The 26,930-nt window shown below is 67.6% G+C and carries 29 protein-coding genes; 22 read left to right on the forward strand and 7 right to left on the reverse strand.

The annotated features are described in order from the left end of the window. Positions 1–16 precede the first annotated feature (16 nt). Entirely contained in the window at positions 17–826 is an 810-nt protein-coding gene (locus tag OH146_RS13330) for a thymidylate synthase (protein ID WP_265161568.1), read from the forward strand. Next, positions 823–1,350 carry a dihydrofolate reductase gene (locus tag OH146_RS13335; RefSeq protein WP_265161570.1) on the forward strand — a complete coding sequence of 176 codons (528 nt, stop codon included), beginning with the start codon at positions 823–825 and terminating at the stop codon, positions 1,348–1,350. Before OH146_RS13330 ends, OH146_RS13335 begins: the two co-directional genes overlap by 4 nt. A gap of 15 nt (positions 1,351–1,365) precedes the next feature. Here OH146_RS13335 and OH146_RS13340 read toward each other — a convergent pair whose 3' ends face one another. Next, positions 1,366–3,033, reverse strand: a complete 1,668-nt coding sequence (locus tag OH146_RS13340; protein WP_265161572.1) for a SulP family inorganic anion transporter — start codon at positions 3,031–3,033, stop codon at positions 1,366–1,368. Beyond that, a complete protein-coding gene (locus OH146_RS13345; protein WP_265161574.1) occupies positions 3,030–3,374 on the reverse strand; it encodes an ArsR/SmtB family transcription factor in 345 nt (114 codons plus the stop codon). The genes OH146_RS13340 and OH146_RS13345 overlap by 4 nt, the downstream gene beginning before the upstream one ends. A 94-nt stretch (positions 3,375–3,468) precedes the next feature. On the opposite strand from OH146_RS13345, the gene dapA reads away from it, so the two are divergent. From dapA to dapF, 13 genes are all read left to right on the forward strand, one after another. After that, a complete protein-coding gene (gene dapA / locus OH146_RS13350; protein WP_265161576.1) occupies positions 3,469–4,446 on the forward strand; it encodes a 4-hydroxy-tetrahydrodipicolinate synthase in 978 nt (325 codons plus the stop codon). 77 nt (positions 4,447–4,523) lie between these two features. Then, positions 4,524–6,200 (forward strand): ribonuclease J, encoded by a 1,677-nt coding sequence (locus tag OH146_RS13355; RefSeq protein WP_265161578.1) that lies wholly within the window; start codon positions 4,524–4,526, stop codon positions 6,198–6,200. 110 nt (positions 6,201–6,310) lie between these two features. After that, a complete protein-coding gene (locus OH146_RS13360) occupies positions 6,311–9,028 on the forward strand; it encodes an FtsK/SpoIIIE family DNA translocase (protein WP_265161580.1) in 2,718 nt (905 codons plus the stop codon). A gap of 34 nt (positions 9,029–9,062) precedes the next feature. Beyond that, positions 9,063–9,644, forward strand: coding sequence for a CDP-diacylglycerol--glycerol-3-phosphate 3-phosphatidyltransferase (pgsA, locus tag OH146_RS13365; RefSeq protein ID WP_265161718.1), 582 nt, complete (start codon positions 9,063–9,065; stop codon positions 9,642–9,644). After that, positions 9,641–10,120 (forward strand): CinA family protein, encoded by a 480-nt coding sequence (locus OH146_RS13370; RefSeq protein WP_265161582.1) that lies wholly within the window; start codon positions 9,641–9,643, stop codon positions 10,118–10,120. Before pgsA ends, OH146_RS13370 begins: the two co-directional genes overlap by 4 nt. Before the next feature lie 159 nt (positions 10,121–10,279). Next, entirely contained in the window at positions 10,280–10,591 is a 312-nt protein-coding gene (locus OH146_RS13375; protein ID WP_265161584.1) for a helix-turn-helix domain-containing protein, read from the forward strand. A gap of 54 nt (positions 10,592–10,645) precedes the next feature. After that, on the forward strand, positions 10,646–10,873 hold the full coding sequence (locus OH146_RS13380; protein ID WP_265161586.1) for a DUF3046 domain-containing protein: 228 nt from the start codon (positions 10,646–10,648) through the stop codon (positions 10,871–10,873). A gap of 322 nt (positions 10,874–11,195) precedes the next feature. Further along, positions 11,196–12,272 (forward strand): recombinase RecA, encoded by a 1,077-nt coding sequence (gene recA / locus OH146_RS13385; protein ID WP_265161588.1) that lies wholly within the window; start codon positions 11,196–11,198, stop codon positions 12,270–12,272. Between the two features lie 4 nt (positions 12,273–12,276). Next, on the forward strand, positions 12,277–12,936 hold the full coding sequence (locus OH146_RS13390) for a regulatory protein RecX (RefSeq protein WP_265161590.1): 660 nt from the start codon (positions 12,277–12,279) through the stop codon (positions 12,934–12,936). A gap of 37 nt (positions 12,937–12,973) precedes the next feature. Continuing rightward, positions 12,974–13,414, forward strand: a complete 441-nt coding sequence (locus tag OH146_RS13395; RefSeq protein WP_265161593.1) for a hypothetical protein — start codon at positions 12,974–12,976, stop codon at positions 13,412–13,414. A gap of 58 nt (positions 13,415–13,472) precedes the next feature. Beyond that, the gene (gene miaB, locus OH146_RS13400; protein ID WP_265161595.1) at positions 13,473–15,023 is read left to right on the forward strand and encodes a tRNA (N6-isopentenyl adenosine(37)-C2)-methylthiotransferase MiaB; all 1,551 of its coding nucleotides are present in this window, start codon (positions 13,473–13,475) and stop codon (positions 15,021–15,023) included. Beyond that, on the forward strand, positions 15,010–15,972 hold the full coding sequence (gene miaA, locus OH146_RS13405) for a tRNA (adenosine(37)-N6)-dimethylallyltransferase MiaA (RefSeq protein WP_265161597.1): 963 nt from the start codon (positions 15,010–15,012) through the stop codon (positions 15,970–15,972). Before miaB ends, miaA begins: the two co-directional genes overlap by 14 nt. After that, positions 15,965–16,840, forward strand: a complete 876-nt coding sequence (gene dapF / locus OH146_RS13410) for a diaminopimelate epimerase (RefSeq protein ID WP_265161599.1) — start codon at positions 15,965–15,967, stop codon at positions 16,838–16,840. Before miaA ends, dapF begins: the two co-directional genes overlap by 8 nt. 16 nt (positions 16,841–16,856) lie before the next feature. Here the strand turns inward: dapF and OH146_RS13415 are convergent, their stop codons facing one another. After that, positions 16,857–17,465: a class I SAM-dependent methyltransferase gene (locus OH146_RS13415; RefSeq protein ID WP_265161601.1), complete on the reverse strand. Its 609-nt coding sequence runs from the start codon at positions 17,463–17,465 to the stop codon at positions 16,857–16,859. Between the two features lie 42 nt (positions 17,466–17,507). Between OH146_RS13415 and hflX the strand changes: the two genes are divergently transcribed. Beyond that, a complete protein-coding gene (hflX, locus tag OH146_RS13420; protein WP_265161603.1) occupies positions 17,508–19,031 on the forward strand; it encodes a GTPase HflX in 1,524 nt (507 codons plus the stop codon). Positions 19,032–19,067: 36 nt separating this feature from the next. Here the strand turns inward: hflX and OH146_RS13425 are convergent, their stop codons facing one another. The 3 genes from OH146_RS13425 to lexA all read right to left on the reverse strand — a co-directional run bounded on the left by OH146_RS13425 (position 19,068) and on the right by lexA (position 21,686). Continuing rightward, a complete protein-coding gene (locus tag OH146_RS13425; RefSeq protein WP_265161605.1) occupies positions 19,068–19,934 on the reverse strand; it encodes an ABC transporter permease in 867 nt (288 codons plus the stop codon). After that, the gene (locus OH146_RS13430; protein ID WP_265161607.1) at positions 19,931–20,857 is read right to left on the reverse strand and encodes an ABC transporter ATP-binding protein; all 927 of its coding nucleotides are present in this window, start codon (positions 20,855–20,857) and stop codon (positions 19,931–19,933) included. Before OH146_RS13430 ends, OH146_RS13425 begins: the two co-directional genes overlap by 4 nt. A 148-nt stretch (positions 20,858–21,005) precedes the next feature. Beyond that, positions 21,006–21,686, reverse strand: coding sequence for a transcriptional repressor LexA (gene lexA, locus OH146_RS13435; protein WP_265161609.1), 681 nt, complete (start codon positions 21,684–21,686; stop codon positions 21,006–21,008). A gap of 270 nt (positions 21,687–21,956) precedes the next feature. Here lexA and OH146_RS13440 point away from each other — a divergent pair, with 270 nt between their 5' ends. The 6 genes from OH146_RS13440 to OH146_RS13465 all read left to right on the forward strand — a co-directional run bounded on the left by OH146_RS13440 (position 21,957) and on the right by OH146_RS13465 (position 26,508). Beyond that, entirely contained in the window at positions 21,957–22,304 is a 348-nt protein-coding gene (locus OH146_RS13440) for a hypothetical protein (protein WP_265161611.1), read from the forward strand. 97 nt (positions 22,305–22,401) lie between these two features. Further along, on the forward strand, positions 22,402–23,496 hold the full coding sequence (locus OH146_RS13445) for a histidinol-phosphate transaminase (protein WP_265161613.1): 1,095 nt from the start codon (positions 22,402–22,404) through the stop codon (positions 23,494–23,496). Positions 23,497–23,605: 109 nt separating this feature from the next. Continuing rightward, the gene (gene hisB / locus OH146_RS13450) at positions 23,606–24,229 is read left to right on the forward strand and encodes an imidazoleglycerol-phosphate dehydratase HisB (protein ID WP_265161615.1); all 624 of its coding nucleotides are present in this window, start codon (positions 23,606–23,608) and stop codon (positions 24,227–24,229) included. After that, the gene (hisH, locus tag OH146_RS13455) at positions 24,226–24,864 is read left to right on the forward strand and encodes an imidazole glycerol phosphate synthase subunit HisH (RefSeq protein WP_265161617.1); all 639 of its coding nucleotides are present in this window, start codon (positions 24,226–24,228) and stop codon (positions 24,862–24,864) included. The genes hisB and hisH overlap by 4 nt, the downstream gene beginning before the upstream one ends. Before the next feature lie 112 nt (positions 24,865–24,976). Further along, positions 24,977–25,726, forward strand: a complete 750-nt coding sequence (priA, locus tag OH146_RS13460) for a bifunctional 1-(5-phosphoribosyl)-5-((5-phosphoribosylamino)methylideneamino)imidazole-4-carboxamide isomerase/phosphoribosylanthranilate isomerase PriA (RefSeq protein WP_265161619.1) — start codon at positions 24,977–24,979, stop codon at positions 25,724–25,726. After that, on the forward strand, positions 25,723–26,508 hold the full coding sequence (locus OH146_RS13465) for an SseB family protein (RefSeq protein WP_265161621.1): 786 nt from the start codon (positions 25,723–25,725) through the stop codon (positions 26,506–26,508). The genes priA and OH146_RS13465 overlap by 4 nt, the downstream gene beginning before the upstream one ends. Here the strand turns inward: OH146_RS13465 and OH146_RS13470 are convergent. Continuing rightward, the gene (locus OH146_RS13470) at positions 26,505–26,879 is read right to left on the reverse strand and encodes a DUF1844 domain-containing protein (protein WP_265161623.1); all 375 of its coding nucleotides are present in this window, start codon (positions 26,877–26,879) and stop codon (positions 26,505–26,507) included. The two genes, OH146_RS13465 and OH146_RS13470, sit on opposite strands and share 4 nt — an antisense overlap. Positions 26,880–26,930 lie beyond the last annotated feature (51 nt).

Consider the following 26,930-nt stretch of genomic DNA (forward strand, 5'->3'; position numbering starts at 1 on the left):
CGATAGCATCGAGCCGATGAGCGCGTCGATCCCCACCCCCTACGAGGACCTGCTTCGGGACGTCTTCGACAACGGCGTCCACAAGTCCGATCGCACGGGCACGGGCACGCGAAGTGTCTTCGGTCGCCAGATCCGTTTCGACCTCGCGAAGGGCTTCCCGCTCATCACAACCAAGCGGGTGCACTTCAAGTCGATCGCGGTCGAGCTGCTCTGGTTCCTGCGCGGCGAGAGCAATGTCGCGTGGTTGCGTGAGAACGGCGTGACGATCTGGGACGAGTGGGCGGATGCCGCGGGCGAGCTCGGTCCCGTCTATGGCGTGCAGTGGCGCTCCTGGCCCACGCCGAGCGGCGAGCAGATCGACCAGATCAGCGACGTCATCGAGCAGATCCGCAGCAACCCCGATTCGCGTCGACTCATTGTGTCGGCCTGGAACCCGGCGGACGTGCCCATCATGGCCCTCGCGCCGTGCCACGCGCTCTTCCAGTTCTACGTGGCCGAGGGACGGCTCTCCTGCCAGCTCTACCAGCGCAGCGCCGACATGTTCCTCGGCGTTCCCTTCAACATCGCGAGCTATGCCCTGCTGACGCATCTCATCGCGGCGCAGACGGGGCTCGAGCCGGGCGATTTCGTGTGGACGGGCGGTGACTGCCACATCTACGACAACCATGTCGAGCAGGTCCAGGAGCAGCTCGCGCGCGACCCCTATCCCTACCCCACGCTCCGCATCGCCGCAGAGCGTGACAGCATCTTCGACTACCGATACGAGGACTTCATCGTGGAGAACTACCAGCACCACCCGGCAATCAAGGGGGCGGTCGCCGTATGACGACGCCGCGCATCGGACTCATCTGGGCTGAGGCAGAGGGCGGCATCATCGGCCGTAACGGCATCATGCCGTGGAACGTGCCCGAGGATCTCGCTCACTTCAAGCAGACGACCCTCGGAGGTCCCGTCATCATGGGACGCAAGACGTGGGATTCGCTGCCGCCGCGGTACCGTCCGCTGCCGGGGCGCCGCAACATCGTCGTGACGCGCCAGGCGCGGTGGGCCGCAGAGGGGGCGGAGGCTGCGCCATCCGTCGCCAACGCGCTCGCCCTGGCGGCAGACGACGCGGGCGACGACCGGCTGATCTGGGTCATTGGTGGCGGCGAGATCTACGCGGCCGTGATCGACGAGGCCGAGCGTCTCGAGGTCACGGAGATTCGCGCGGCATTCGAGGGGGATGCCCGTGCCCCGCGCATCGGCGAGGAGTGGGCCGTCGTCTCCCGCGAACCCGCCGAGGGCTGGTTCGAGTCCCGGTCGGGCCTGTCGTATCGCTTCGTGAGCTACGAGCGCGCTGAGTCATCCTGAAGGGCATGATGCGCGTTAGTGACTCGCGACGAGTCCCCGCGCGTAGGTAATCGCCTGCGGCGTGTTCTCGAACACCCTTCCTGCCTGGCGCAGGTGGGGGGCGACGTTGAGCGTGCGCAGCACGCGGCTGTGCACGGGGTGCACGCCCGAGATGAGCACCGCGATCCCGCGGGCCTCGAGGCGCCGCACGGCATCGTCGACGATAGTTGCTCCTGTCGCGTCGAGGGTCGAGATTCGCGACATCCGGAGGATGACCACATCGACATCCGAGACTTCAGTGAGCTCGAGTAGGAATCGGTGCGCTGCTCCGAAGAACAGGGGGCCCTCGAAGCGGTATGCAACGATGCGGTCCGCGAGCAGGGCCAGTTCCTCAACGCTGTGGTCGCCGCGGTCTTCGTCGAGCGGCACCTGTTCCAGCCTGGCGCTGCGGGAGACGCTGCCGAGGGCGAGTAGGGCAGCCACGATCACCCCGACGACGACCGCCGTGACGAGATCGACCGCGACCGTGATCGCGAAGGTGAGGAACAGTACGATCGCGTCTGCCCGCGTCGAACGCACGAGTGCCGAGAGAGAACCGACGCCCACCATCTGGAGGCAGGTGGCGAGGAGCACGCCGGCGAGTGCCGCGAGCGGGATATGGCCGACGAGATCTGATGCCGCGTAGATAACGACGAGCAACACGAGCGAATGCGTGATCGCCGCGACGCGAGACCGGGCGCCCGCCCTGACGTTGACGGCGGTGCGGGCGATGGCGGCTGTGGCGGGCACGCCGCCGAAGAACGGCACGACGATGTTGGCAAGTCCCTGTCCGAGCAGTTCCCGGTCCGGGTCGTGCCGTTCACTGACGCTCATGGAGTCGGCGACGGTTGCACAGAGCAGGCTCTCAAGCGCGGCGAGGGCGGCGACCGCAAGGGCGGAGGGGAAGAGCGCTGGTACTGCGGCGAGGTCGATGAAGCTGCTCGTGGGTGCGGGGATGCCTGCGGGGATTTCGCCGATCGTTGGCAGACCGAGGCCGAGGAACTCCGCAAGTACCGTCGCGACGATGATCACGAGGATGGACGCGGGAACGGTCGGCAGCAATCTGGTGCCGGTCAGGATGACCGCCGCAACACCAAGCGTCATGAGTAGCGGTGCCACGTCGATGTCGCTGGTCCAGCGCGCCACGGCATCGCCAGCGATAGCCCAAACCTGTTCTCCTTCGCCGGGGTCGAGTCCCAGCATGGCGGGAACCTGCTGCAGCACGATGACGACTGCGATCCCCGCGGTGAAGCCTTCGACGAGCGAGGTCGGCAGTAGGCGCACAGCCTTGCCGATGCCCGACACGGCGAGGGCGACGAGAACGACGCCGGCCATGACGCCGACGAGCAGCACCCCCTGGGTGCCGAAGTCGTGCACGACGGGCAGTAACACGACGGTCATGGCGCCGGTTGGCCCGGAAATCTGTAGGTTGCTACCGCCGAAGACGGCAGCAATGATCCCTGCGATGACGGCGGTCGTGAGCCCCGCTTCTGCTCCAAGGCCGGATGCGACGCCGAAGGCGAGCGCGAGCGGTAGCGCCACAACTGCGACAGTGAGTCCCGCGACGAGGTCTCGTCCGGGGGACCGGCGGGCCGTGCGCAGGTCCGCGGGCCCTGGTAGCAGCGAGAGCAGCCGTCGCAGTTCCTTCGGCAGTCGCCCGGTCATGGTCTGCCGTCGAGGCTCTCGAGCATTTCGCGGGAGTCGCGGAGGCTGCTCACAATGATCTGTCTCGCGACCGCGAGGAGCTGCGACATCCGCTCATCCCGAAGCGCGTAGTGGATACTGTTGCCCTGCCGCCTGGTTGTGACGACTCCGGCTCGGCGCAGCACTGCGAGCTGCTGCGACAGCGTGGACATCTCGAGGTCGACCAGGCTGGCGATCTCACCGACAGTTCGTTCGCCCTCCGAGAGGGTTTCCAGCACGCGGATACGGGCGGGGTGCCCCATCGCCTTGAAGAGTTCTGCCTTGACCTGCGCCACGGGGAGATCGGAGGTCGAAGGGTTCATCTCTCCATCATATATGAATATTCACAACTAGCGAAGCTGGCCCGGGGGCCTTCCCGACGACGTGAACGCCGCGTGCGAGCGGTAATCTCGGTGTGTGAGCTCTCTCGAGAATCCCTTCGGCCAGGTCCTGGTAGCCCTCGTCACGCCGTTCACGGCAGACGGTGAGGTCGCATGGGATGACGTCGAGAAGCACATCGACGATGTCGTGTCGGGGGGTGCCGATGGCGTCGTCGTGACCGGCACGACGGGCGAGACGAGCACGCTCACCGACCGTGAAAAGATCCGGCTCGTGGAGGCCGCCAAGGCGGTCGCGGGCGACCGGGCGAAGATCATCACGGGCGGCGGCTCCAATGAGACTGCACACGCGATCGAGCTCTACAAGGCGAGCGAGAAGGCGGGCGCCGACGGTGTCATGATCGTGACGCCGTACTACAACAAGCCGACGCAGGCGGGCATCCTGACGCACTTTCGTCTCATTGCGGATGCCACAGACCTTCCTGTCATCCTCTATGACATCCCCGGCCGCACGGGGGTTCCGATCCGTTACGAGACGATCCTGCGGGCCGCGCAGCATCCGAACATCCTGGCGGTCAAGGATGCCAAGGGCGACTTCAGCGAGGTCAGCCGCGTGCTCAATCAGACCGACCTCATGTATTTCTCGGGTGACGACGCAAACGTCCTGCCACACCTCTCCATCGGCGCGACAGGGCTCATCGGGGTGACGGCGAACATCGCGCCGGCCCCCTACCGGGTCATCGTCGACGCCGTCAACGCTGGTGACCTTGCCACGGCGACCGCGGCCCACAAGTCCCTCGAGCCGCTCGTGCGCGCCGTCATGACTCACGTGCCCGGCACGGTCGCCGCGAAGTACATCCTTCACGGCCTCGGCCGCATCGGCTCACCGCGAGTGCGACTGCCGCTCGTCGGGCCTGAGGACTTCGAGGCCGCCGTGATCGAAGACGAGATCGCCCTCGTGGGTGAGATTCCCGGTCTCGACCTCAGCAACTTCCGTCCCGACCGCAACGCTGCGGCGGGTGGGGCTCTTCCCAAGGTGGCCGGCACGACCCGCTGAGCGCCTCCCGACAACTTCACACCGGGGGCTAGCGGCCCTACACTCTGGCCCGACGGGCCGCGACACCACAGGACGCCATGAACTCACACATCTATGCACCCGCGAAGCTCCAGCCGGGGACCCTTCGCATCATCCCGATCGGCGGTCTTGGCGAGATCGGCCGCAACATGACGGTCTTCGAGATCGACGGCAAGCTGCTCATCGTTGACTGCGGTGTGCTCTTTCCCGAGGAGCACCACCCCGGTGTCGACCTCATCCTGCCGGACTTCACGCCCATCCGCGATCGGCTCGACGACGTGTTGGGCGTCGTGCTCACGCATGGGCACGAGGACCACATCGGGGCCGTGCCCTACCTGCTGCGTCTCCGCCAAGACATTCCGCTGATCGGCTCCAACCTCACGCTCGCCCTCATCGAGGCGAAGCTCAAGGAGCACCGCATCACGCCCTACACGCTGACGGTGACGGAGGGGCAGAAGGAGACCTTCGGGCCCTTCGATCTCGAGTTCATCGCGGTCAACCACTCGATCCCCGACGCGCTCGCGGTGCACATCTCTACCGCGGCCGGCACGGTCCTGCACACCGGCGACTTCAAGATGGACCAGCTCCCGCTCGATGACCGCATCACCGACCTGCGCGCGTTCGCTCGGCTCGGCGAGGCGGGGGTCGACCTGTTCCTGCCCGATTCGACCAACGCGGATGTCCCGGGGTTCACGGCGCCTGAACGTGGCATCGGCACCGTGCTCGAGTCCGTCATCGCGAAGGCGCCGCGTCGCGTCATCGTCGCGAGTTTCTCGAGCCACGTGCACCGGGTGCAGCAGGTCCTCGACGCGGCGCACGCGAACGGGCGCCGCGTCGCCTTCATGGGGCGGTCGATGGTGCGCAACATGTCGATCGCGGCCGAGCTCGGCTATCTAAAGGTGCCCGAGGGGGTGCTGATCGACCAGAAGAAGGCGCACGAGCTTCCCGACGATCGCATCGTCTACATGAGCACGGGCTCCCAGGGTGAGCCGATGGCCGTCCTCGCGCGGATGGCCAACATGGAGCACAAGATCGAGATCGGCCACGGAGACACCGTGATCCTTGCGTCGAGCCTTATTCCGGGCAACGAGAACGCCGTCTACCGGGTCATCAACGGGCTGACCAAGCTGGGTGCGAACGTCGTACATAAGGGCAACGCCAAGGTGCATGTCTCGGGGCATGCGAGCGCGGGTGAGTTGCTGTACTGCTACAACATCCTCAAGCCGAAGAACGTGCTTCCCGTGCACGGCGAGTACCGCCACCTCGTTGCGAACCAGCAGCTCGCGGTGCAGACGGGGGTCCCCGAGGAGAACACGATCATCGCGGAGGACGGCACCGTGATCGACCTCCGCGACGGCGAGGCGGCGGTCGTAGGGCAGCTCGATCTCGGTTACGTGTACGTCGACGGCTCGACCGTGGGCGAGATCACGGATGCCGACCTCAAGGATCGTCGCATCCTCGCTGAGGAGGGCTTCATCTCGATCTTCGCCGCCGTCGACGCACAGACGGGCCAGGTGATCGTGGGGCCGGAGATCCAGTCGCGAGGCTTCGCTGAGGATGAGGCGGTCTTCGACGCCGTCAAGCCGCAGATCGTCAAGGCGCTCGCGGAAGCGGCGGAGAACGGAACGCGCGACACTCACGCCTTCAGTCAGGTCATCCGGCGCACGGTCGGGCGCTGGGTCAACACGCAGCACCGCCGTCGGCCCATGATCGTCCCGGTCGTCATCGAGGCGTAACGCCCGAGTGGGCTGCTCACCCGCTGCTTGAGTAGGTGCGCAGGGGCAGTATCGAAACCACGCCGACCGCCTAACCCGCCATCGTCGGTGCCCGCCGGTACCGTTGTCGCATGGCTACGAGCACCAGGTCGACCTCGCGCGCGCGCTCGAATTCGACGCGCCAGACGAAGTCCCCCACGCGCACGGCGGCCACCAAGAAGCTGCCGGCGCAGAAGGCTTCGGCCCCGCTTACCCAGGAGCAGGGCGTCATCACTCGCGCCTGGCTGGGGATGGCGCACTTCGTCGGGGGAGCTGCGCGGCTCTTCGGCAAGGAGTCGCTGGCCCCCGAGGAGCGCCGCGACGGCGTTCCCTTCCTCATTTTCCTGCTCGCGATCGCTGGGGCAGCGGTCGAGTGGTTCCTGCCCAACGACCCCGTAGCCGCGGCACTCAACGCCTGGACCTTCGGCGGACTCCTCGGCCGGGTGGCCTACGGACTCCCCGTCATCATGGTCGTGTTCGCGCTGTGGCTATTCCGCCACCCCGCGTCGGTTCACGACAACGGGCGCATCGGTATCGGCCTCGGTGTCCTACTCGTGAGCGTGAGTGGCCTCTGCCACATCTTCGGCGGGGCGCCGAGCCCGAGCGAGGGCACGGTAGCGCTCGCCGGCGGCGTCGTTGGCTGGGTCGCGGGGCAGCCTTTCGTCCATCTGGGAGTCGCGTGGCTCGGCGTCGTCGTGGCGTCGCTCCTACTCATCCTCTCGATCTTCATCATCACGAAGACGCCGCCCAACCGCATCGGCCGCCGCCTGCGCGAGCTCTACGCCTACCTCTTCGGCGAGCAGCTGCCGGAGGGGGCCGAGCGCCCGGCGAAGACTGACGGAACGGTCGAGTTCGGCGACTTCGATGATCTCGGCATCGATCCCGCCGAGGCGGCGACCCTGCCATGGTGGCGCCGCAACAAGACCCAGCGGGAGACGGACCCCGCCTTCGATAGCCCTGTTCTGGCGCGGGAGGAGGAGGCCGAGGCGTCCGGCACCGAGGTGATCGAGGCATCCGACGAGCACTTCGGCGTCGAGTTGATCGAGGAACTGACGAAGGCCGAGGACGCCGTCAAGCGCTTCACGGGCGAGGTGGACCCGGCGGCGCAACACGGCACGGGCATCCGGGATGATGGGGAGGCCGCGGGCGAGCTTCTCCCAGGATTCTCCGACTCCGCCTCAGAGCGGGGACGGCAGGGCGAGTTCGACGAGCAGCACGAGCAGCCGGAGCGGCCCTACCGCCTGCCCGCCTCCTCGGTGTTGAAGCAGGGCACGCCGCCGAAGTCGCGCTCCAAGGTCAACGACGATGTCGTCGCTGCCATCACAGAGGTGCTTGCACAGTTCTCGGTCGACGCGAAGGTCACGGGGTTCACGCGCGGTCCGACCGTCACCCGCTACGAGATCGAGCTCGGCCCGGGCGTCAAGGTCGAACGCGTGACGGCGCTCAGCAAGAACCTCTCCTATGCCGTCGCGAGCAATGAGGTACGTATTCTTTCGCCGATCCCCGGCAAGAGCGCTATCGGCATCGAGATCCCTAACACCGACCGCGAAATCGTCTCTCTCGGCGATGTGCTGCGTTCCAAGGCGAGCAGCGCAAGCCGCCACCCCATGACGATCGGTGTCGGCAAGGATGTCGAGGGCGGCTTCGTCGTCGCCAACCTTGCCAAGATGCCCCACCTCCTGGTCGCCGGATCGACCGGCTCGGGCAAGTCGAGCTTCGTCAACTCCATGATCACGTCGTTGCTCATGCGGGCGAAGCCCTCTGAGGTGCGCATGGTGCTCATCGACCCCAAGCGAGTCGAGCTGGCCCCCTACACGGGCATCCCGCACCTCATCACGCCCATCATCACGAACCCCAAGAAGGCCGCCGAAGCGCTCGCCTGGGTCGTGAAGGAGATGGACATGCGCTACGACGATCTCGCAAGCTTCGGCTACCGCCACATCGACGACTTCAACGCTGCCGTCATCAACAACGAGATCGTGCTGCCGGAGGGCAGCCAGCGCAAGCTCAAGGCCTATCCCTACCTCCTGGTCGTCGTGGACGAGCTCGCGGACCTCATGATGGTCGCGCCGCGCGACGTCGAGGAGTCGATCGTGCGCATCACCCAGCTCGCCCGCGCCTCGGGCATCCATCTCGTGCTTGCGACGCAGCGGCCGAGCGTCGACGTCGTCACTGGGCTCATCAAGGCCAACGTGCCGAGCCGCCTCGCCTTCGCCGTGAGCAGCATGACCGACTCCCGCGTCATCCTCGATCAGCCGGGAGCCGACAAGCTGATCGGTCAGGGTGACGCCCTCTTCCTGCCCATGGGGGCGTCGAAGGCGATCCGCGTGCAGGGCGCCTGGGTCGGTGAGGAGGAGGTCAACGCCGTCGTCAAGCATGTGACGCAGCAGGCGCGGCCCGAATACCGCGACGATGTCGCCGCCGTCGCCGAGAAGAAGCAGATCGACAGCGACATCGGAGACGACCTCGAGGTGCTGCTTGCGGCGGCCGAACTCGTCGTCAGCACTCAGTTCGGCTCGACCTCCATGCTGCAGCGCAAGCTTCGCGTCGGCTTCGCGAAGGCGGGCCGGCTCATGGACCTGCTGGAATCCCGCGAGATCGTGGGGCCCTCCGAGGGCTCCAAAGCCCGCGACGTCTTGGTCACGCCTGAGCAGCTGCCCGGCGTGCTCGCAAAGTTGCGTGGGGAGGAATCGCCCGCTCCCGCGAGCGCCTCGGCCCCCGTCGACCCTGTCGCTGAGATGACGAGCGGCTACGATGAGGTCGAGGCGTCGGATAACGAGGATGCCTGGCAGCTGACCGACAGGGAGTAGGCACGTGAGGCTCCCTCTGGCACTGCGCGGGCGGATGATCCGTGCGGGCGACTCCGCCCCGAGCATCCTCAATGTTCCCAACCTCATCACGATCGCGCGCATTCTCATGGCGCCCGTCTTCTTCTGGATGCTGCTGGCCGACGCCGGTGAACTCGGCCCGCTGCGCTGGGCGGCGGCGGCCGTCTTCGTGATCGGCATTGCCACAGACAGCATCGACGGGCATCTGGCGCGAAGCCGCAACCTCGTGACGGACTTCGGCAAGCTCATGGACCCGATCGCCGACAAGGCGCTCACGGGCGGCGCCCTTGTCTGTCTCGCTCTCCTCGGTGAGCTGGCGTGGTGGGTCGTGATTGTGATCCTGGCGCGCGAGATCGGCATCACGATCTATCGGATGCTGGCGCTGCGCGACCGTGTCATCCCCGCGTCGCGCGGCGGCAAGCTCAAGACCGTGCTCCAGGCGGTCGCGATCTCCTTCTTCCTGGCTCCGCTCTGGATCGTCCTCGGCGATTGGGTGCACTGGCTCAATGGAGCCCTCATGACGGCCGCGGTCGCCGCCACCCTCGTGTCGGGGCTCGACTATGTCGTCGCGGGCATCCGCGAGAGGCGCAGGGCGTGAGCCGGTCCGCCGAGCTGGTGCGCCGGCTCATCGAGCGCCGGCTCACAATTGCCGTCGCCGAGTCGCTCACGGGTGGGCTCCTTGTCTCCGAACTGATCGCCACCCCTGGCGCTTCCGAGACGGTCCTCGGTGGTGTCGTCGCCTACAACACGGAGCTCAAGCAGACGCTGCTGGGGGTGGACGCAGGCATCTTGAATGTCCACGGGCCCGTGCATCCGGATGTGGCGGCGCAGATGGCGGCCCGCGTGCGGGATGCCCTCGCGGTCGGCGGAGTCTCGGCCGACGTCGGGGTTGCGACGACGGGGGTCGCGGGTCCGGACCCCCAGGACGGGCATCCACCCGGCGAGGTGTACGTCGCCGTCGCGATCAATTCTGACGTGCGTGTCACGGCGCTGACGCTCCAGGGTGATCGGGCTTCGATCCGCCGCCGGGCGATGGAGGCCGCTGTCGATGCGGTGCTCGAGCGCCTCGCCTGAGGTGGGCCCTCGCGTGCCGCGTCCGGGGGAGTGCCCCCGGGAATAGGCGCCGCTACGATCGTGTTACAGACGGTGTATTCACAAGCACCGTACAGACTGCGATGGCTAGAGTTTCACGCACGCTAGGCTTTCAGTCACGACATCTTTGGGGAGGGTCCAATGGTTCTCGTTCGTCAGGAAATCGGGGACGTTCTGCGGGACTTTCGCCTGCAGAAGGGGCACACCCTTCGCCAGGTCGCGAGCCGCGCGAGTGTCGCGCTGGGCTATCTGAGCGAGGTTGAGCGGGGCCAGAAGGAGGCCAGCTCTGAGATTCTCGCCTCGGTCGCGGAGGCGCTCGACACGCCCATCTCTGTCATCATGCACGAGGTCGGCGACCGGATGGCGATCATCGAGGGTCTCAATGTCATTCCAGACACGGTTCCCGAGCACTTCGGTTTCGAGCCGTCCGAGGCCGACATGGCGGTCCGCTGATCCGTCCGCGATCGGCCCCTCATTCTCGGTTGTCGTTCTCATGCGCTGCGGGTGATGCCCTTGCGTCTCAGTGAGTTCTGGATCGCGGTTTCGGAGGAATTCGGCGAGGCCTACGGGCGGATGCTCGTGCACGACCTCGTGCTGACGGAGGTCGATGGCTTCACGGGCGAGCAGGCGTTGGCCGCGGGGCGGCCCCCGCGAGAGGTGTGGCACGCGCTCTGCCGTGCGGCCGATGTTCCCGAGTCGCGGCGCCACGGGGTGGGGCGTCTTCGGGAGGCCTGAGCTTTTTCTGCGCTCGGCGCGAGAGATGGGGCGATTGCCGCGACACGCCGGCCCAGGATGCTTCGAACATCTGTTCGGATGGGAGTAGGCTCCTTCACAGCGGAAGGTCGAAGGCAGTTCTCACACTGTCGTCCTGTGCGCCGATGCAATGTCGGTGGTGGGACCTAGTGTCTGAGGTGCTGGCGATAGCCGTCAACCAGCCTTGTCGTACGCGGTCAGACCTTGCACCATCGGTCGGTTCGTCAGGCGACAGAAGACAGGCACACCACCCCCAGTCACGACCGAGCATCGCCCGGGAGTGCGATACGACAGGAGCTTTGAAATGGCATCAGCAGCCGACCGCGAGAAGGCGCTCGACACCGCCCTCGCACAGATCGACCGTCAGTTCGGCAAGGGCTCGGTCATGCGCCTCGGCAGCGACGAGCGCGCTCCCGTTCAGGTCATCCCGACGGGCTCGATCGCTCTTGACGTCGCCCTCGGCATTGGCGGGCTCCCGCGGGGTCGCATCGTCGAGATCTACGGCCCGGAGTCATCGGGCAAGACCACGCTCACGCTGCACGCGATCGCCAACGCTCAGCGCGCCGGCGGCATCGCAGCCTTCATCGACGCGGAGCACGCCCTCGACCCTGAGTACGCCAAGTCGCTCGGTGTCGACATCGACTCCCTTCTCGTCTCCCAGCCCGACACGGGTGAGCAGGCCCTCGAGATCGCGGACATGCTCGTGCGTTCCGGCTCGATCGACCTCATCGTCATCGACTCTGTTGCCGCGCTCGTGCCGCGCGCCGAGATCGAGGGCGAGATGGGTGACTCCCACGTGGGTCTCCAGGCCCGTCTTATGTCGCAGGCCCTGCGCAAGCTCACGGGTGGTCTCAACTCGACCGGCACGACAATGATCTTCATCAACCAGCTGCGCGAGAAGATCGGGGTCTTCTTCGGTAGCCCCGAGACCACGGCGGGCGGCAAGGCGCTCAAGTTCTACGCCTCGGTGCGACTGGACATCCGACGCATCGAGACCCTCAAGGAGGGCACCGAGGCGGTCGGTAACCGCACCCGCGTGAAGATCGTCAAGAACAAGATGGCTCCGCCCTTCAAGCAGGCCGAGTTCGACATCCTTTACGGCGTCGGCATCTCTCGTGAGGGGAGCCTCCTAGACTTCGGTGTCGAGCATGAGATCGTGCGCAAGTCGGGGGCCTGGTACACCTACGACGGCGACCAGCTCGGACAGGGCAAGGAGAACTCGCGGCGCTACCTGAGCGAGAACCCCGAGGTGGCGAAGGAAATCGAAGACAAGATCAAGGTGAAGCTCGGCATCACCAAGGACCCAAGCGCGGCGGTCGACGATTCCAACGTCGAGCCGATCGCCTCGAAACTCTCGGGTCGCAAGGCCGCGAGCGCCTGACGGGGTGTCCTCCGAGAAGATGTCGTCGGCAAAGGCCGGTGACGGGGGCGAGCACCTCGCTCCCGTCACCTACCTTCCGAGTGCCCGCGAAGCGGCATGGGCTGTTCCGGGCGTCACGGAACCCTCACACGACGCGGCAGAGAGCCGGGGCGACGAGGCACGGGTACCCGAGCGGCAGGCCAGGCGGGCGAGCAACGTCAGCATGGCCGGCCTGGGGCGGCGCAACATGTCGCGCTGGGAGCTTGAGCGACTTCTCCGTGCGCGTGAACTTGACGAGCTTGCGATCGAGAGTGAACTGGCTCGGCTTGAAGGAGTCGGCCTGATCGACGACGCGGCGCTGGCTCACACGCTCGTCCGCACGCAGCACGAGCGAAAGGGCCTGGGGCGTCAGGCCATCGTCGCCGAGTTGCGACGGCGACACATCGACCAGGAGATCATCGACGCCGCCCTGGCGGAGCTCGACGGCGACGACGAACGCGAGCGTGCCTTCGCCCTCGCAGAGAAGCGCGGTGCCCAACTCGCGGGCTACGACCACGAGACCGCGACGCGGCGGCTCACGGGATTCCTCCAGCGCAAGGGCTACAGCAGCGGCATCATACGCGACGCGGTGACGCACGCGCTCGGCACGTCGCGGCGGGGCGGGAGCACCGTTCGCTTCGAGTGACCTCCCGAGGTAGCATCCGCGCGTCTACCATGGACGGATGCGCGAGCGTCGACGGGCCACGACTGTTGCGGGCGTCGGGATGCTCGCGGTACTTCTCGTCGGCTGCATGGGAGGATCCCCGCAACCGACATCGTCACCAGAGCCTCCCTCGCCCACCCCGATAACCGAGGAGCTGCGAGCGGAACAGTCCCTCGTCGAGAGCACGTGGACGGGAATCGACAGCGCGGGGGACACGACGAGCTTCACCTTCGAGGCCGACCACACGGTGACCGTGAACTACAACGGCCGGCAGTGGGACGACGCATCCGACACCTGGTCCTTGAGCGACGGGGTGCTGACAGTCACCGTTCATATCGACGAGACTCACGGCGACATCGTCTACCGGGCTCCCTACGACGAGGGAGCTGCGTCCCTCGCCTTCGATGGCACCGCGAGCATGAGCGGACGCACCCTCAACGTGACGCTCGAGCGCCGCTGAAGGCGAAGATCGCCAGGGCGGCCCGCACCCGCGCGCTCGGGTTAGGCTTGCTGGCATCATGACGACCCTCGCACCACCTCAGCACGCACCATCGGCCGAGACGATGGGCAAGCGCACCTATGAGGTGCGCACCTACGGCTGCCAGATGAACGTCCACGACTCGGAGCGTCTGAGCGGAGCGCTCGAGGCCGCCGGCTATGTGCGCGCGGAGGACGAGCAGGCCGACGTCGTCGTCATCAACACATGCGCCGTGCGGGATAACGCCGACAACAAGCTCTACGGCAACCTGGGGCAGCTTGCCTCGATCAAGCGCGGCCACGAGGGCATGCAGATCGCGGTTGGCGGCTGCCTCGCGCAGAAGGACAAGAGCGTCATCCTCGAGAAGGCGCCCTGGGTCGATGTCGTCTTCGGCACCCACAACATGGGCTCGCTTCCGGCGCTCCTCGAGCGGGCGCGACACAACGGCCGAGCCGAGATCGAGATTCTCGAGTCTCTCGAGGTCTTCCCCTCGACCCTGCCGACCCGTCGCGAGTCGACCCACAGCGCGTGGGTGTCGATCTCGGTCGGCTGCAACAACACCTGTACCTTCTGCATTGTCCCCTCGCTCCGCGGCAAGGAGAAGGATCGCCGTCCCGGCGACATCCTCGCGGAGATTCAGGCGCTCGTCGACGACGGGGCCATCGAGGTCACGCTTCTCGGGCAGAACGTCAACTCCTACGGCGTCGAGTTCGGCGACCGTCAGGCCTTCGGCAAGCTCCTTCGCGCGGCGGGGCAGATCGAGGGGCTTGAGCGCGTTCGCTTCACGAGTCCGCACCCCGCGGCCTTCACGGATGACGTGATCGACGCGATGGCTGAGACGCCGAATGTCATGCCGCAGCTTCACATGCCACTTCAGTCCGGCTCGGACCGCATCCTCAAGGCGATGCGCCGCAGCTACCGCTCCGAGCGCTTCCTCGGCATCCTTGAGCGGGTGCGCCATCGCATCCCTCACGCCGCGATCTCGACCGACATCATCGTCGGCTTCCCGGGGGAGACGGAGGAGGACTTCCAGGAGACGCTCCGGGTGGTCGAGCAGGCGCGCTTCGCCTCAGCCTTCACCTTCCAGTATTCGATCCGCCCAGGCACGCCTGCCGCGACCATGCCCGACCAGGTGCCGAAGGAGGTCGTGCAGGAGCGCTACGAGCGGCTCGTCGAACTGCAGGATCGCATCTCGTGGGAGGAGAACCAGCGGCTCGTCGGCACGACGGTCGACGTCATGGTTTCCGCGGAGGGAAGCAAGGATGCCGCCACTCACCGGCTCTCGGGACGCGCGGAGGACAGCCGCCTCGTGCACTTCTCGCTGCCGGAGGGTGGCCCCGCACCACGTCCGGGCGACATCGTGACGGTCACGGTGAGCGATGCCAAGCCGTTCTACCTGATTGCGGATGCTGCCCCCGGCGTTGTTCCGCCGGTGCGGCGCACCCGCTCTGGCGACGCGTGGGATCGTGCGCAGGCCGCCTCGTGTGGGACGCCTTCGGCGAACGAGGCTCCCGGCCGTGTCTCGCTCGGCCTGCCGTCCCTGCGGGTCGCGACGGTTCCCATCTACGATTCGGCTGATGGCGAGCGCTGAGCGCCCACTCATCGTCATCGTCGGCGCGACCGGCACGGGCAAGAGCGAACTCTCGCTCGACATCGCTGAGCGTCTCGGGCAGGCGGGGGAGCGCTCGGAGATCGTCAACGCTGATGCGATGCAGCTCTACCGGGGCATGGATGTCGGCACGGCCAAGCTCGCCCCTCACGAGCGCCGCGGCATCCGTCACCACATGCTCGACGTTCTCGAGGTCGATGAGGAGGCGAGCGTCGCGGCATACCAGGAGGAGGCGCGCTCCGCGATCGCCTCGATAGCGGCACGTGGCGCGACGCCGATCCTGGTCGGCGGCTCGGGTCTCTACATCTCGTCGGTGCTCTTCGACTTCCGCTTTCCCGGCACCGATCCCGTCGTCCGGTCGCGGCTCGAGTCCGAACTCGAAAGTGCAGGGCCGGGCGTGCTCTTCGCGCGGCTGCGGGAGCGCGATCCGGAGGCTGCGGCATCCATCGGCCCGCACAATGGGCGCCGCATCGTCCGCGCCCTCGAGGTCAACGAGATCACGGGGCAGCCCTTCGGGGCGGGCCTCCCCGAGGATGCACCGTGGTGGCCCGATACGCGCATCATCGCGCTTGAGGCGCCCCGTGACGCCCTCGTGCGGCGACTTGATGACCGTGTGGAGCGCATGTGGAGCAGCGGCCTGCTGACGGAGGTCTCGCACCTGATCGAGGCGGGGATCGAGCGCGGAGTGACGGCGCGACGCGCGATCGGCTACGCCCAGGCGATCGGTCAGTTGCGGGGCGAGCTCGACGAGGCGACGGCGATCGAGCAGACGCAGTCCCTCACGCGCCGTTACGCTCGTCGGCAGGTCGGGTGGTTCCGTCGCTACCGCCACGCCTCCTGGCTTGGGCACGACGATCCCGAGCGGGTGGATGCCGCGATGCGCCTCGTGCTCGCATCGAGCTCTTCCCCCGTATCCTTGAGGGATGCCTGAGATCCACTTTACGAAGGGCCACGGCACGGGCAACGACTTTGTGCTGTTCGCCGACCCCGAGGGCGCCATTGACCTGAATGCCGAACAGCTCGCGGCGATCGCGGACCGCCATGTGGGCGTCGGGGGTGACGGCGTCATCCGTGCAGTCCGCTCCGCGAATCTGCCGGAGGGTGAGGCGGCCCTTGCGGAGGACGAGGGGGCCGAGTGGTTCATGGACTACCACAATGCGGACGGTTCGCCCGCCGAGATGTGTGGCAACGGCATCCGGGTCTTCGCGGAGTACCTGACGGCCTCGGGCCTCGTGGATCTGGGTCGCAGCGATACGCTCACGGTCGCCACCAGGGGCGGCGTGAAGGATCTGCAGCGCAATCAGCGAGGCTTCCAGGTTGACCTGGGGTCGTGGCAGCTTGACGGCAGCGATCCGCTCGTCCGAGCCCGCGGGGTGTCGGTGGCCCGTCCTGGCCTTGGTATCAATCTCGGCAATCCGCACGTCGTCGTCGCGCTCTCCTCGCTTGAAGAGCTTGCGGCCGCCGACCTCACGGTCGCTCCCGTGCTGGAGCCCGCCGCGCCCGAGGGGGCGAACGTGGAGTTCGTCGTGCCGCACGACCCGCTGGTGGCCGACGGCGTCGGGCACATCACGATGCGCGTGCACGAGCGAGGGAGCGGCGAGACGCTCTCGTGCGGCACGGGGGCGGCGGCCGCGGCCCTCGCCACGCGGCACTGGGCGGGGGAGGGCGCTCCCCACCACTGGCGTGTCGAGGTTCCCGGTGGGACCCTCGGGGTGCGGATGTGGCCTGCTGAGGATGGCGAGCACGTCTCGCTGAGCGGCCCGGCCGTGCTCGTCTACGAGGGCACGCTGTCGATCTGACAGCTCGGCGGTGAAGTCAGCGCCGCCGCACCCGAAGCACGCGGTAGCCCTTGTTGGTGGCGGCTCGCGAGACGGTGAAGCCCTCGGGCAGCGCCCCCTCCATCCAGCGGTGGAGGGAGTCGGAGCCGAGGTTGCGCTGAACGACGAGCCAGGCATCCGTCGCAGCGTCCATCCGCGGCAGCCAGTGCAGCAGCATGTCGTGGAGCACGCTCTTGCCCACCCGGATGGGCGGATTCGAGCGGATGCCCATGAATGTCACGTCGGCGGGAACATCCTGAGGCAGCACGGCGTTGACATTGTCGAGGCCCAGCGTCTCGGCGTTGCGGCGCACGAGATCGAGGGCGCGCTCGTTGACGTCGACGGCCCACACGGTCGCGTGCGGCGACTCGAGGGCCATCGTGAGTGCGATCGGCCCCCAGCCGCAGCCGAGATCCAGTAGGTTCCCGCCAGGAGGCGGCGGGGGCGTGTGGGAGAGCAGCACCTGCGTGCCGGCGTCGATCCGATCGGGGCTGAACACACCACCGGCCGTCGTGAGCGTTCGCGGCAGACCCGCGAGCGTGACGACGAGTGGACGGAGCTTGAGCTCACTCTCCGGGGCAGCGGAGAAGTAGTGCTCATTAGACATGGAGAGAAACCTATCGAATTGGCAGGAGCTAGGGTTAACCCAATGACTGAACGTGAGACTGACGAGCGTCGCGACGATGATGTTATCGACCGCGTTCTCGCGAGCGCCGAGAGGCGCGCAACCGGGTCGACCATCTTCACGAGCGGCCGCGCCCAGGCGCTCCAGCAGGCGGATGCCTCGCTCAGGATCGACGCGGATGGCGAGCAGTTCGATCGCGAGGAGCGCGAGGCACTGCGTCGCGTCTCCGGGCTGTCGACCGAGCTCGAGGATGTCACCGAGGTCGAGTATCGCCAGTTGCGGCTCGAGAAGGTCGTCCTGATCGGCATCTACGCCCAGGGGAAGCTCCAGGAGGCGGAGAACTCGATGCGCGAGCTCTTCGCGCTCGCGGAGACGGCGGGTGCCGTCGTGCTCGACGGCCTGCTGCAGAGAAGGACGACGCCCGACCCGAGCACCTACTTCGGCAAGGGGAAGGCGGAGGAGCTGCGCGGCGTGGTCGCCGCGGTCGGCGCCGATACGGTCATCGTGGATGGTGAGCTTGCCCCGAGCCAGCGTCGCGCTCTCGAGGACGTCATCAAGGTCAAGGTCATCGACCGCACGGCCGTCATTCTCGACATCTTCAGCCAGCACGCGAAGAGCCGCGAGGGCAAGGCTCAGGTGGAACTCGCCCAGCTCGAATACCTTCTTCCGCGCCTGCGCGGGTGGGGTGAGTCGATGTCTCGCCAGGCCGGTGGGCAGGTCGGCGGTGCGGGGGCCGGCATGGGCAGCCGTGGTCCGGGTGAGACCAAGATCGAGCTCGACCGCCGCCGCATCCATTCCCGGATGGCGAAGCTGCGTCGACAGATCAAGGAGTTCGCCCCAGCCCGGGAAGCGAAGCGGGCGAACCGCAACCGCTTCGAGGTGCCGAGCGTGGCGATCGCCGGCTATACCAACGCGGGCAAGTCGAGCCTGCTCAACCGCATCACTCGTGCGGGCGTGCTCGTCGAGAACGCTCTCTTTGCGACGCTCGATGCGACCGTCCGTCGCTCGGAGACGGCTGATGGGCGGCAGTACACCCTCACCGACACGGTGGGCTTCGTGCGCAATCTGCCCCACCAGCTCGTCGAGGCGTTCCGCTCGACGCTCGAGGAGGTCGCGGAGGCGGATGTCATCGTGCACGTCGTCGACGCCTCTCACCCTGACCCGGCGAGCCAGCTCTCGACCGTACGCGACGTCATCGGCGAGGTGGGCGCGCGCGACATCCCCGAGATCGTCGTCTTCAACAAGGTGGACCTCGCCGACGACGATCAGCGTCTGCTGCTGCGCGGCCTCGAGCCCGACGGCATCTTCGCCTCCGCCCGCACGGGGGAGGGCGTGGAGGAGCTTCTCGCGCGCATCGCCGAGCTTTTGCCGTCGCCCGATGTGGAGCTCGAGCTTCTCGTGCCCTTTGATCGCGGTGAGGTCGTGGCATCCCTACATGACAGGGCGATCATCGACTCCACCTCCTACGAGGAGGGCGGCACTCGCCTTCGCGTGCGGGTGCGCCAGCAGGATGTCGCGGGGCTGTCGGAGTTCCGCGCGGGCGAGTAGGCGCGCCTCCGGCCGCAGCCGAAGGCGCGCCCTGCCTCACGCGTCGCGCCCCTTGAGGGCGAGAGCGCCCAGGACGAGGGCTACCGCGGCCCAGGCCGATGCGACGAGCGCGGCGACGGGCGGTGCGAGCACGGTGGGGGCCTCCATGCCGGGTGGCAGGGCCGCCTCGGTGTCGCTCGGAATCGTCATCATGGCGTTGCCGGCCGAGTCGAGCATGTAGGGGACGATGTCCTCGATGCCATCGATCCAGATGCTGAGCACGCCGAGGGCCATGGGGATCACCATGAGCACAGCGACTGTGATCGCTATGCCGCCGGCTGCCGAGCGCACGAGGGTGCCGATTCCGAGCCCGAAGAGGCCGACGATGCCCAGGTATGCGGCGGCGCCGAGCATCGCGAGCAGCTCCTCGCTCCCGAGCGGCACGGCAAGGTCGTAGGAGCCGAGGAACGGGAGCGCCACGAGGTAGGCGCCCAGGGAGCTCACGGCGCCCAGCAGGAACATCCAGACGAAGACCACGACGGCCTTCCCGAGGAGCACGGCGAGGCGGCCAGGCACTGCGGCGAGACTCGAGCGGATCATCCCCGTCGAGTACTCGCCGGAGATCGTCAGCACGCCCTGGATCGCGGCTACGAGCATCCCGAAGAACGCGCCCGTCGTGACGGCGGTCATCGTGACGCTCTGGCGCATCTCGTCGTTGGGCTCGATCGGCTGCCCGTCGGGCCCGACTGCCGTGAAGTTGGCGGTGAGGGCGAAGAGGAGCGCGATGCCCAGCCAGAGCACGAGGATGATGCCCGTGGTCCAGTAGGTCGAGCGCAGGCTCGTGAACTTGATCCACTCGGAGCGCACGACGCGGCCGAGTGTGAGGTGTGCATCCTGGCGCACGGTGGCGGATGTCGCGGTCATCGGGTCTCCTCCACGGCGGCGGGTGTTCCGCCCGCGCGATACTCGATCTCGTCCTGCGTGAGCGCCATGTAGGCCTCCTCGAGGGAGCTGGCGACGGGAGTGAGCTCGTGCAGCACGACGCCGCTCCGCGCGGCGGCCTCGCCCACCTGCTCCGCCGTGGCTCCGCTGACGCTGAGCGCGCCGTCGGACAGCGTGCTGTGCTGAGCCTCCGGGAGGGCTGCGGCCAGCAGGTCGGGGCGCGGGGTGCGCACGCGCACGGTCGCTCCGCCCGCCCCCGCAATGATCTCGTCGACGGGGGCATCCGCCAGCACGCGACCACGGCCGAGCACGATGATGTGGTCGGCGGTCTGTGACATCTCACTCATGAGGTGGGAGGAGAGGAGCACCGTCCGCCCCTCCCCGGCGAGGTGGCGCACGAGCTTGCGCACCCACTGCACACCCTCGGGGTCGAGGCCGTTGACGGGTTCGTCGAGGATGAGGGTCGCGGGGTCGCCGAGTAGCGCTGCGGCGATTCCGAGCCGCTGTCCCATGCCGAGGGAGAAGCCGCCGACGCGCTTGCGGGCGACGCTCGAGAGACCCGTCAGTTCGATGACCTCATTCACCCGCTGCTTGCCGATGCCGTGCGTGGCCGCCATGGCGAGCAGGTGGTGGTACGCGCTGCGTCCTGTGTGCATGGCCTTCGCGTCGAGGAGCACGCCGACTTCGCGCAGGGGAGCTCGCTGCTCGCGGTAGGCCTTGCCGTTGACGGTGACCGCTCCTGCCGTCGGGCGGTCGAGCCCGACGATCATTCGCATCGTCGTCGATTTGCCGGCGCCGTTGGGGCCGAGGAAGCCCGTGACGATTCCGGGTCGCACGGTGAAGTCGATTCCATCGACCGCCGTGCGGCTGCCATAGCGCTTGCTGAGCGCCGTCGCCTCGATCATGTGCACCTTCCGTTCACGTCGCGGGGCGGTCGCCCCGCCGAGACGACGCTAGGGCACGCGCGGGCATGGGGGCATCCTCCTGTGGAGGGATAACCGGCGATGGATGCGGAGGTTGCGCGGGTGGCGGTTGAAGCGTGAAAGCCGGCGTCTAAACGGAGCGCAAGACGGCGACGACCTTGCCGAGCACCTCGGCGTAGTCGCCCAAGATCGGCGCGAAGGCGCTGTTACGGGGCAGGAGCCACGTGTGGCCGTCGCGCTGCTGGAACACCTTGACGGTCGCCTCGTCGTCGAGCATGGCGGCGACAATGTCGCCATTCTCGGCCGTCTTCTGCTGCCGCACAACGATCCAGTCGCCGTCGCAGATGGCGGCGTCGATCATCGAGTCGCCCACGACCTTGAGCATGAAGAGGTCACCCTTGCCCACGAGTTGGCGCGGCACGGGGAACACCTCGTCGATTTGCTCCTCCGCCGTGATCGGGATGCCGGCCGCGATGCGCCCGACGAGCGGCACCATGGCGGCATCGCCGAGGGGGGCGGATGCCGCGGCATCCGTGCTGGCGTCCGCCTCGTCGCGATCGCCCTGGGGTAGGTCGATGAGCACCTCGATGGCGCGGGGCCGGTGCGGGTCTCGGCGAAGGTAGCCGCTCAACTCGAGCTGCCCGAGCTGGTGCGTGACGCTCGAGAGGGAGGCGAGGCCGACAGCGTCACCGATCTCGCGCATGCTCGGCGGGTATCCGCGCGTCGCGACGGCCCGCTGGATGAACTCGAGAATTGCGAGCTGCTTCTCGCTCAGGCTCTTGCGGCGCCGGGGTGATGCCTTCTCGTCCATGGGCTCCTCGTCGGCCGAATGTCGGTGGGTGCTGCTTGGCTCTCAAGCAGTAATCGAAACTGTATCCGCCCCAGCGGTGTGAAACAAACATGTGTTCGAGTGTGTCGCCGCATTTTTCGGGACGCATGCGCCAGATCGGGACTTGCGCCCGGCGACATTCGAAGATATGTTCGGTACAAAGATCCGCCCCCGGGGTTCCCGGCCGAATCCCGGGGCGGATTCTTGCCAGGCCGCAGTTCACGCAGCACGACGGGCGAAAGGAGCAACCTCATGAGCACGACCGCCACCAGCAGCGCCTCCTCCTCGGCGGCCCCCCGACTGCGCCTCACGCGGCGCGGCCGCATCGTCTTCACGACGCTCGCGGCGACGCCCCTTGTCGTGATCGCCCTCCTGCTCGGGCTCAACGGCGGTATGGCGACGGCGACCAACTCCTCGGGCGCTCCTCTCGAGTCCGTGACGATCTCGGCGGGCCAGTCCCTGTGGGCGGTCGCAAGCGAGGTCGCGCCTAACGAGGATCCTCGTGAGGTCATCGCCCGTTTCGTCGAGGTGAATCAGCTCGACTCGGTTGAGGTCGTTCCCGGCCAGCGGCTCTTCGTGCCCGCCGCCTACTCCGGCTGAGTCCTGGCTCTCTCAGGCGAGGACTGGCCCTGTCGGGCGGCATTGCGCGCCGCTGCGGCCTGCTCCGCCACGGGTTCACCCCTCCTAAGATGATGGGGTGGCTTCACTGGCAGACCTTCCCCTCCGCGACAACCTCAGGGGACTGACCCCCTACGGCGCTCCTCAGAAGCAGGTGCGGGTCGCCCTCAACGTCAACGAGAACACGCATCCGATCCCGGAGGGCGTCGCGCATGATGTCGTGACCTCTCTTGCCCAGGCGCTCCTGGGCATCAACCGCTACCCGGACCGCGAGTTCACAACGCTGCGCGAACGCCTCGCGCGCTATGTCGGTCACGAGATGACGGCGGATCATCTCTGGGCGGCGAACGGCTCCAACGAGGTGCTCCAGCAGATCCTCCAGGCTTTCGGCGGGCCGGGCCGCACCGTTCTCGGATTTCCGCCCACTTACTCCATGCACTCGATCATCGCGGCGGGAACCGACACCACCTGGATCGCGGGGGAGCGGGATCCGGGCTTCGAACTCACACCGTCGCTCGTCACGGAGTGGATCGAGAAGACCTCTCCCGATCTGATCTTCCTCTGCGCCCCCAACAACCCGACGGGCACGCCGCTCGACCTCGATGCGATCACGGCCGCGTATGACGCGACGAATGGCATGGTTGTCGTCGACGAGGCCTATGCCGAGTTCGCCCCGGACGGAACCCCCAGTGCCCTGACGCTTCTCGAGGGACGCGAGCGGTTGATCGTCTCGCGCACCATGAGTAAGGCCTTCGCCTTCGCCGGTGCCCGCGTGGGCTATATGGTGGCCGATCCCGCCGTGTGCGACGCCATTCGGCTCGTGCGCCTTCCGTACCACCTCTCCGCGTTGACGCAGGCTGCGGCGATCGCGGCGCTCGACCACACGGATGAGATGCTCGCGATGGTCGACGACATCCGTGGGCAGCGCGATCGTCTGCTTGCTGAGCTGCCGAAGCTCGGCTTCACGGTGTGGCCGAGCGAGGCCAACTTCGTGCTCTTCGGCGGAGTGCACCAGCCGCACGCGCTCTTCGAGGCACTGCTGGAGCGGGACATCATCATCCGTGACCTGGGCATCCCGCACCATCTGCGAGTGACGGCGGGCACGGAGCAGGAGACGACGCTGTTCCTGGAGACGCTCCAGGACCTTGGTGGCGCTGAGTTCGGCCGTCAGTGAACGCCCGGCGGCGGATCGGGCGCCGTCGCTAGACTGGGGGGCCGGGGCTGGAGCTCCGAAACGGTGGCGTGACCGACCTGTCGCGCCGGTGCGAGACGAGGAATCACGAATGGCAGAGCAGGCCGCAGGCCAAGGGCGCAGGGTGGCTCAGCTGAGCCGAGAGACGAGCGAATCGAGCATCGAGCTCTCGCTCGACCTCGACGGCACGGGTCGCGCCGACATCGACACCTCGGTGCCCTTCTTCGACCACATGCTGACGGCCCTCGCCAAGCACTCCCTTATCGACCTCACCGTGCGCGCGAAGGGCGACATCGAGATCGATGTGCACCACACGGTCGAGGACATCGGCATCGTCCTCGGCAAGGCTCTGGGTCAGGCTCTCGGCGACAAGGCGGGCATCTCGCGGTTCGGCGACGCCATGGTGCCGCTCGACGAGGCGCTCGTGAGCGCGGTCGTCGATGTCTCGGGGCGCCCGTTCCTTGTGCACGACGGGGAGCCGGCCGGTTTCGAGTTCCACCTCATCGGTGGTCACTTCACGGGTTCCATGGTGCGCCACGTCTTCGAGGCGATCACGTTCCACGCGGGCCTCACGGTGCACATCCGCGTGCTGGGCGGGCGCGATCCGCACCACATCGCCGAGGCAGAGTTCAAGGCGTTCGCCCGTGCGCTGCGCAAGGCGATCGAAGCGGATGCCCGCGTCAGCGGCATCCCGTCGACGAAGGGGGCGCTGTGACCGCTGCCCGTCCGAGCGTTGCCGTGCTCGATTACGGCAGCGGCAACGTGCACTCGGCCGTCAAGGCGCTCGAGCTGGCGGGTGCCAACGTCGAGTTGACGGCGGATGCCGCGAAGGTGGCGGCGGCTGATGGCCTGCTCGTGCCAGGAGTGGGTGCGTTCTCGGCCGTCATGAAGGCGCTGGAGGGCGTGAACGGTGCCGAGATGATCGACCGTCGCCTGGCGGGAGGTCGCCCGGTGCTCGGCATCTGCGTGGGTATGCAGGTCATGTTCGAGCGCGGTATCGAGCGCGGCCTCACGACGGAGGGTCTGGGGGAGTGGCCGGGCACGGTCGACCAGCTCGACGCCCCTGTCGTGCCGCACATGGGCTGGAATACCGTCGACGTTCCCGAGGATTCGGTTCTGTTCGACGGCGTTGCCGACGAGCGGTTCTACTTCGTCCACTCCTACGGCGCCAAGGAGTGGGGCATTGATGCGATGCCCCCGTTCCCGGCGGCGCGTCTCACGTGGGCGGAGCATGGCGGTCGCTTCCTCGCGGCGGTCGAGAACGGCCCTCTGAGCGCCACGCAGTTCCACCCGGAGAAGTCAGGAGAGCCGGGCATCCGCGTGCTCTCCAACTGGCTCCGCACGCTCTGACGCCGGCGAATTCGCGCGGCTTGGGATCGGGAGTAGTATCGGTGTCTTGTTGCGCGAAATCGCGCTCGAATCCCCCTCTTGCAACCTGGCGATCACGCCGAGAAAGCCCTAGATGAGCGAGTTCAACAAGACCCCAGGCCTCACGCTGTTCCCCGCTGTGGATGTCTCCGATGGCAAGGCCGTGCGTCTGACGCGGGGCGAAGCGGGCAGTGAGACAAGCTACGGGGATCCGATCTCCGCGGCGGAGTCGTGGGCGGCGCAGGGCGCCGAGTGGATTCACCTCGTCGATCTCGATGCGGCCTTCGGGCGCGGCAGCAATCACGGCGTCATCAAGAAGGTGATCCGGCAGGTGCGCGGCGTGCTCAACATCGAGCTTTCGGGCGGCATCCGTGATGACCGCTCGCTCGAGTCGGCGCTTGCGACGGGCGCGAAGCGTCTCAATCTGGGCACTGCGGCCCTGGAGAATCCGGAGTGGGCGGCGCATGTCATCTCCGAATACGGGGAGGCGATCGCGGTCGGGCTGGACGTGCGCGGCACGACGCTCGCGACGCGCGGCTGGACTCAGGATGGCGGCGACCTGTGGGCGGTCATGGACCGACTCGAGGAGGCGGGATGCGCCCGCTATGTCGTCACGGATGTCACGAAGGACGGCACGATGCAGGGCCCCAATGTCGGGTTGCTTCGCGAGGTGCTCGAGCACACACCCAAACCCGTCATCGCCTCGGGCGGCATCTCGAGCCTCGACGACCTGATCGCGTTGCGCGAGCTTGTCCCCCTCGGGCTTGAGGGCGCCATCGTGGGCAAGGCCCTCTACAACGGCGCGTTCACGCTGGCCCAGGCGTTGGACGTCGCCGGCGCGTGACCTCGGGTCCGCACCACGAGCATCCGGTCGGTGGCACCGACTCGGCGGGCCAGCCGTGGGCGGGGCGCTCCTTCGGTGAGACCCCTTTTGCCGACGATGACGGCTCGGCTCCGCCCGAGTATCTCCGCGCCATTGGCGCGTTTCGGGCCGGGCGTGCTGCCCAAGCGGATGTCGTGGACGCGCTCCGTGGGGTGCGCCTGCTGATTCCGCTCGTCGCATCGCTCGGGGAGTCCGGCACGAATGAGCGCGGCGTCACAGTGGACAAGAGCGCCGATCTCGCGATCGTGACGGTCGCGGGGCCCGACGGGCGCTCGGTGCTGCCCGTCTTCAGCTCTGTGGCCGCGATGCAGGCGTGGAATCCGAAGGCCCGCCCGGTTCCCGCCGATGCGGTGCGCGTGGCCCTTGCTGCGGCCGACGAGTCGACCGATCTCGTCGTGGTCGACCCGACGAGCGACACGGAGTTTGTGGTTCGGCGACCCGCACTGTGGGCGGTCGCCCAGTCCAAGGACTGGCGTTCTCCCCTCGATGACGAGGCGGTGAGTGCAGAGTTCGCGTCGTCAGCCCAGGGCGAGGCGGATGTCGCGGGCGTCTCCCTGCGCGCGGGGGATCCGGCTGCCCAGCTCCACGGTCCGGAGCTCGTGGTGGAGCTCGCACTGCGCCCGGGCCTCGACGAGGCGGCGCTCTCGACGCTGCTGTCCCGCCTGCAGGACCGCTGGTCCCGCAGCGAGGTCATCGCGACGCGGGTCGACTCCCTCGCCCTTAGGGTCGTCGCTGCGACCTAGCTCACGGGCCCCGTGAACTTCTCGCCGGGGCCCTTGCCCGGGGCATCCGGAATCGACGACGCCTCGCGGAAGGCGAGCTGCAGTGAGCGCAGCCCGTCGCGCAGGGGGCGCGCGTGTGAGTCGGAGAGGTCGGGCGCGGCGGCCGTGATGAGGCCTGCGAGGGCCGTGATGAGCTTGCGCGCCTCGTCGAGGTCGGTCTCTGCCCCGGGGTCGTCGGCAAGGCCGCACTTGACCGCGGCGGCGCTCATGAGGTGAACGCAGACGGTGTTGATGACCTCGACGGCGGGTACCTCGGAAATGTCGCGGGCGGCGCCGAGCGGCAGGTCGTAGATGTCGTTGCCGTGGGGTTCGGCGGACGGGGTATCGCTCATCAAGGGTTCCTCTGTTAGAATCGTTCGGGCTCCGGAGCCGATGTCGGTTTC

The organism is Homoserinimonas sedimenticola, from assembly GCF_026094475.1.
Taxonomy (GTDB): domain Bacteria; phylum Actinomycetota; class Actinomycetes; order Actinomycetales; family Microbacteriaceae; genus Homoserinimonas; species Homoserinimonas sedimenticola.

Bases quoted from the DNA above. Each gene is read 5' to 3' on its own strand.
- OH146_RS13330 (WP_265161568.1), top strand. From the start codon at position 17: ATGAGCGCGTCGATCCCCACCCCCTACGAGGACCTGCTTCGGGACGTC.
- OH146_RS13335 (WP_265161570.1), top strand. From the start codon at position 823: ATGACGACGCCGCGCATCGGACTCATCTGGGCTGAGGCAGAGGGCGGC.
- OH146_RS13340 (WP_265161572.1), bottom strand. From the start codon at position 3,033: ATGACCGGGCGACTGCCGAAGGAACTGCGACGGCTGCTCTCGCTGCTA.
- OH146_RS13345 (WP_265161574.1), bottom strand. From the start codon at position 3,374: ATGAACCCTTCGACCTCCGATCTCCCCGTGGCGCAGGTCAAGGCAGAA.
- OH146_RS13355 (WP_265161578.1), top strand. From the start codon at position 4,524: ATGAACTCACACATCTATGCACCCGCGAAGCTCCAGCCGGGGACCCTT.
- OH146_RS13360 (WP_265161580.1), top strand. From the start codon at position 6,311: ATGGCTACGAGCACCAGGTCGACCTCGCGCGCGCGCTCGAATTCGACG.
- pgsA (WP_265161718.1), top strand. From the start codon at position 9,063: ATGATCCGTGCGGGCGACTCCGCCCCGAGCATCCTCAATGTTCCCAAC.
- OH146_RS13375 (WP_265161584.1), top strand. From the start codon at position 10,280: ATGGTTCTCGTTCGTCAGGAAATCGGGGACGTTCTGCGGGACTTTCGC.
- OH146_RS13380 (WP_265161586.1), top strand. From the start codon at position 10,646: ATGCCCTTGCGTCTCAGTGAGTTCTGGATCGCGGTTTCGGAGGAATTC.
- recA (WP_265161588.1), top strand. From the start codon at position 11,196: ATGGCATCAGCAGCCGACCGCGAGAAGGCGCTCGACACCGCCCTCGCA.
- OH146_RS13395 (WP_265161593.1), top strand. From the start codon at position 12,974: ATGCGCGAGCGTCGACGGGCCACGACTGTTGCGGGCGTCGGGATGCTC.
- miaB (WP_265161595.1), top strand. From the start codon at position 13,473: ATGACGACCCTCGCACCACCTCAGCACGCACCATCGGCCGAGACGATG.
- miaA (WP_265161597.1), top strand. From the start codon at position 15,010: ATGGCGAGCGCTGAGCGCCCACTCATCGTCATCGTCGGCGCGACCGGC.
- dapF (WP_265161599.1), top strand. From the start codon at position 15,965: ATGCCTGAGATCCACTTTACGAAGGGCCACGGCACGGGCAACGACTTT.
- OH146_RS13415 (WP_265161601.1), bottom strand. From the start codon at position 17,465: ATGTCTAATGAGCACTACTTCTCCGCTGCCCCGGAGAGTGAGCTCAAG.
- hflX (WP_265161603.1), top strand. From the start codon at position 17,508: ATGACTGAACGTGAGACTGACGAGCGTCGCGACGATGATGTTATCGAC.
- OH146_RS13425 (WP_265161605.1), bottom strand. From the start codon at position 19,934: ATGACCGCGACATCCGCCACCGTGCGCCAGGATGCACACCTCACACTC.
- OH146_RS13430 (WP_265161607.1), bottom strand. From the start codon at position 20,857: ATGATCGAGGCGACGGCGCTCAGCAAGCGCTATGGCAGCCGCACGGCG.
- lexA (WP_265161609.1), bottom strand. From the start codon at position 21,686: ATGGACGAGAAGGCATCACCCCGGCGCCGCAAGAGCCTGAGCGAGAAG.
- OH146_RS13440 (WP_265161611.1), top strand. From the start codon at position 21,957: ATGAGCACGACCGCCACCAGCAGCGCCTCCTCCTCGGCGGCCCCCCGA.
- hisB (WP_265161615.1), top strand. From the start codon at position 23,606: ATGGCAGAGCAGGCCGCAGGCCAAGGGCGCAGGGTGGCTCAGCTGAGC.
- priA (WP_265161619.1), top strand. From the start codon at position 24,977: ATGAGCGAGTTCAACAAGACCCCAGGCCTCACGCTGTTCCCCGCTGTG.
- OH146_RS13470 (WP_265161623.1), bottom strand. From the start codon at position 26,879: ATGAGCGATACCCCGTCCGCCGAACCCCACGGCAACGACATCTACGAC.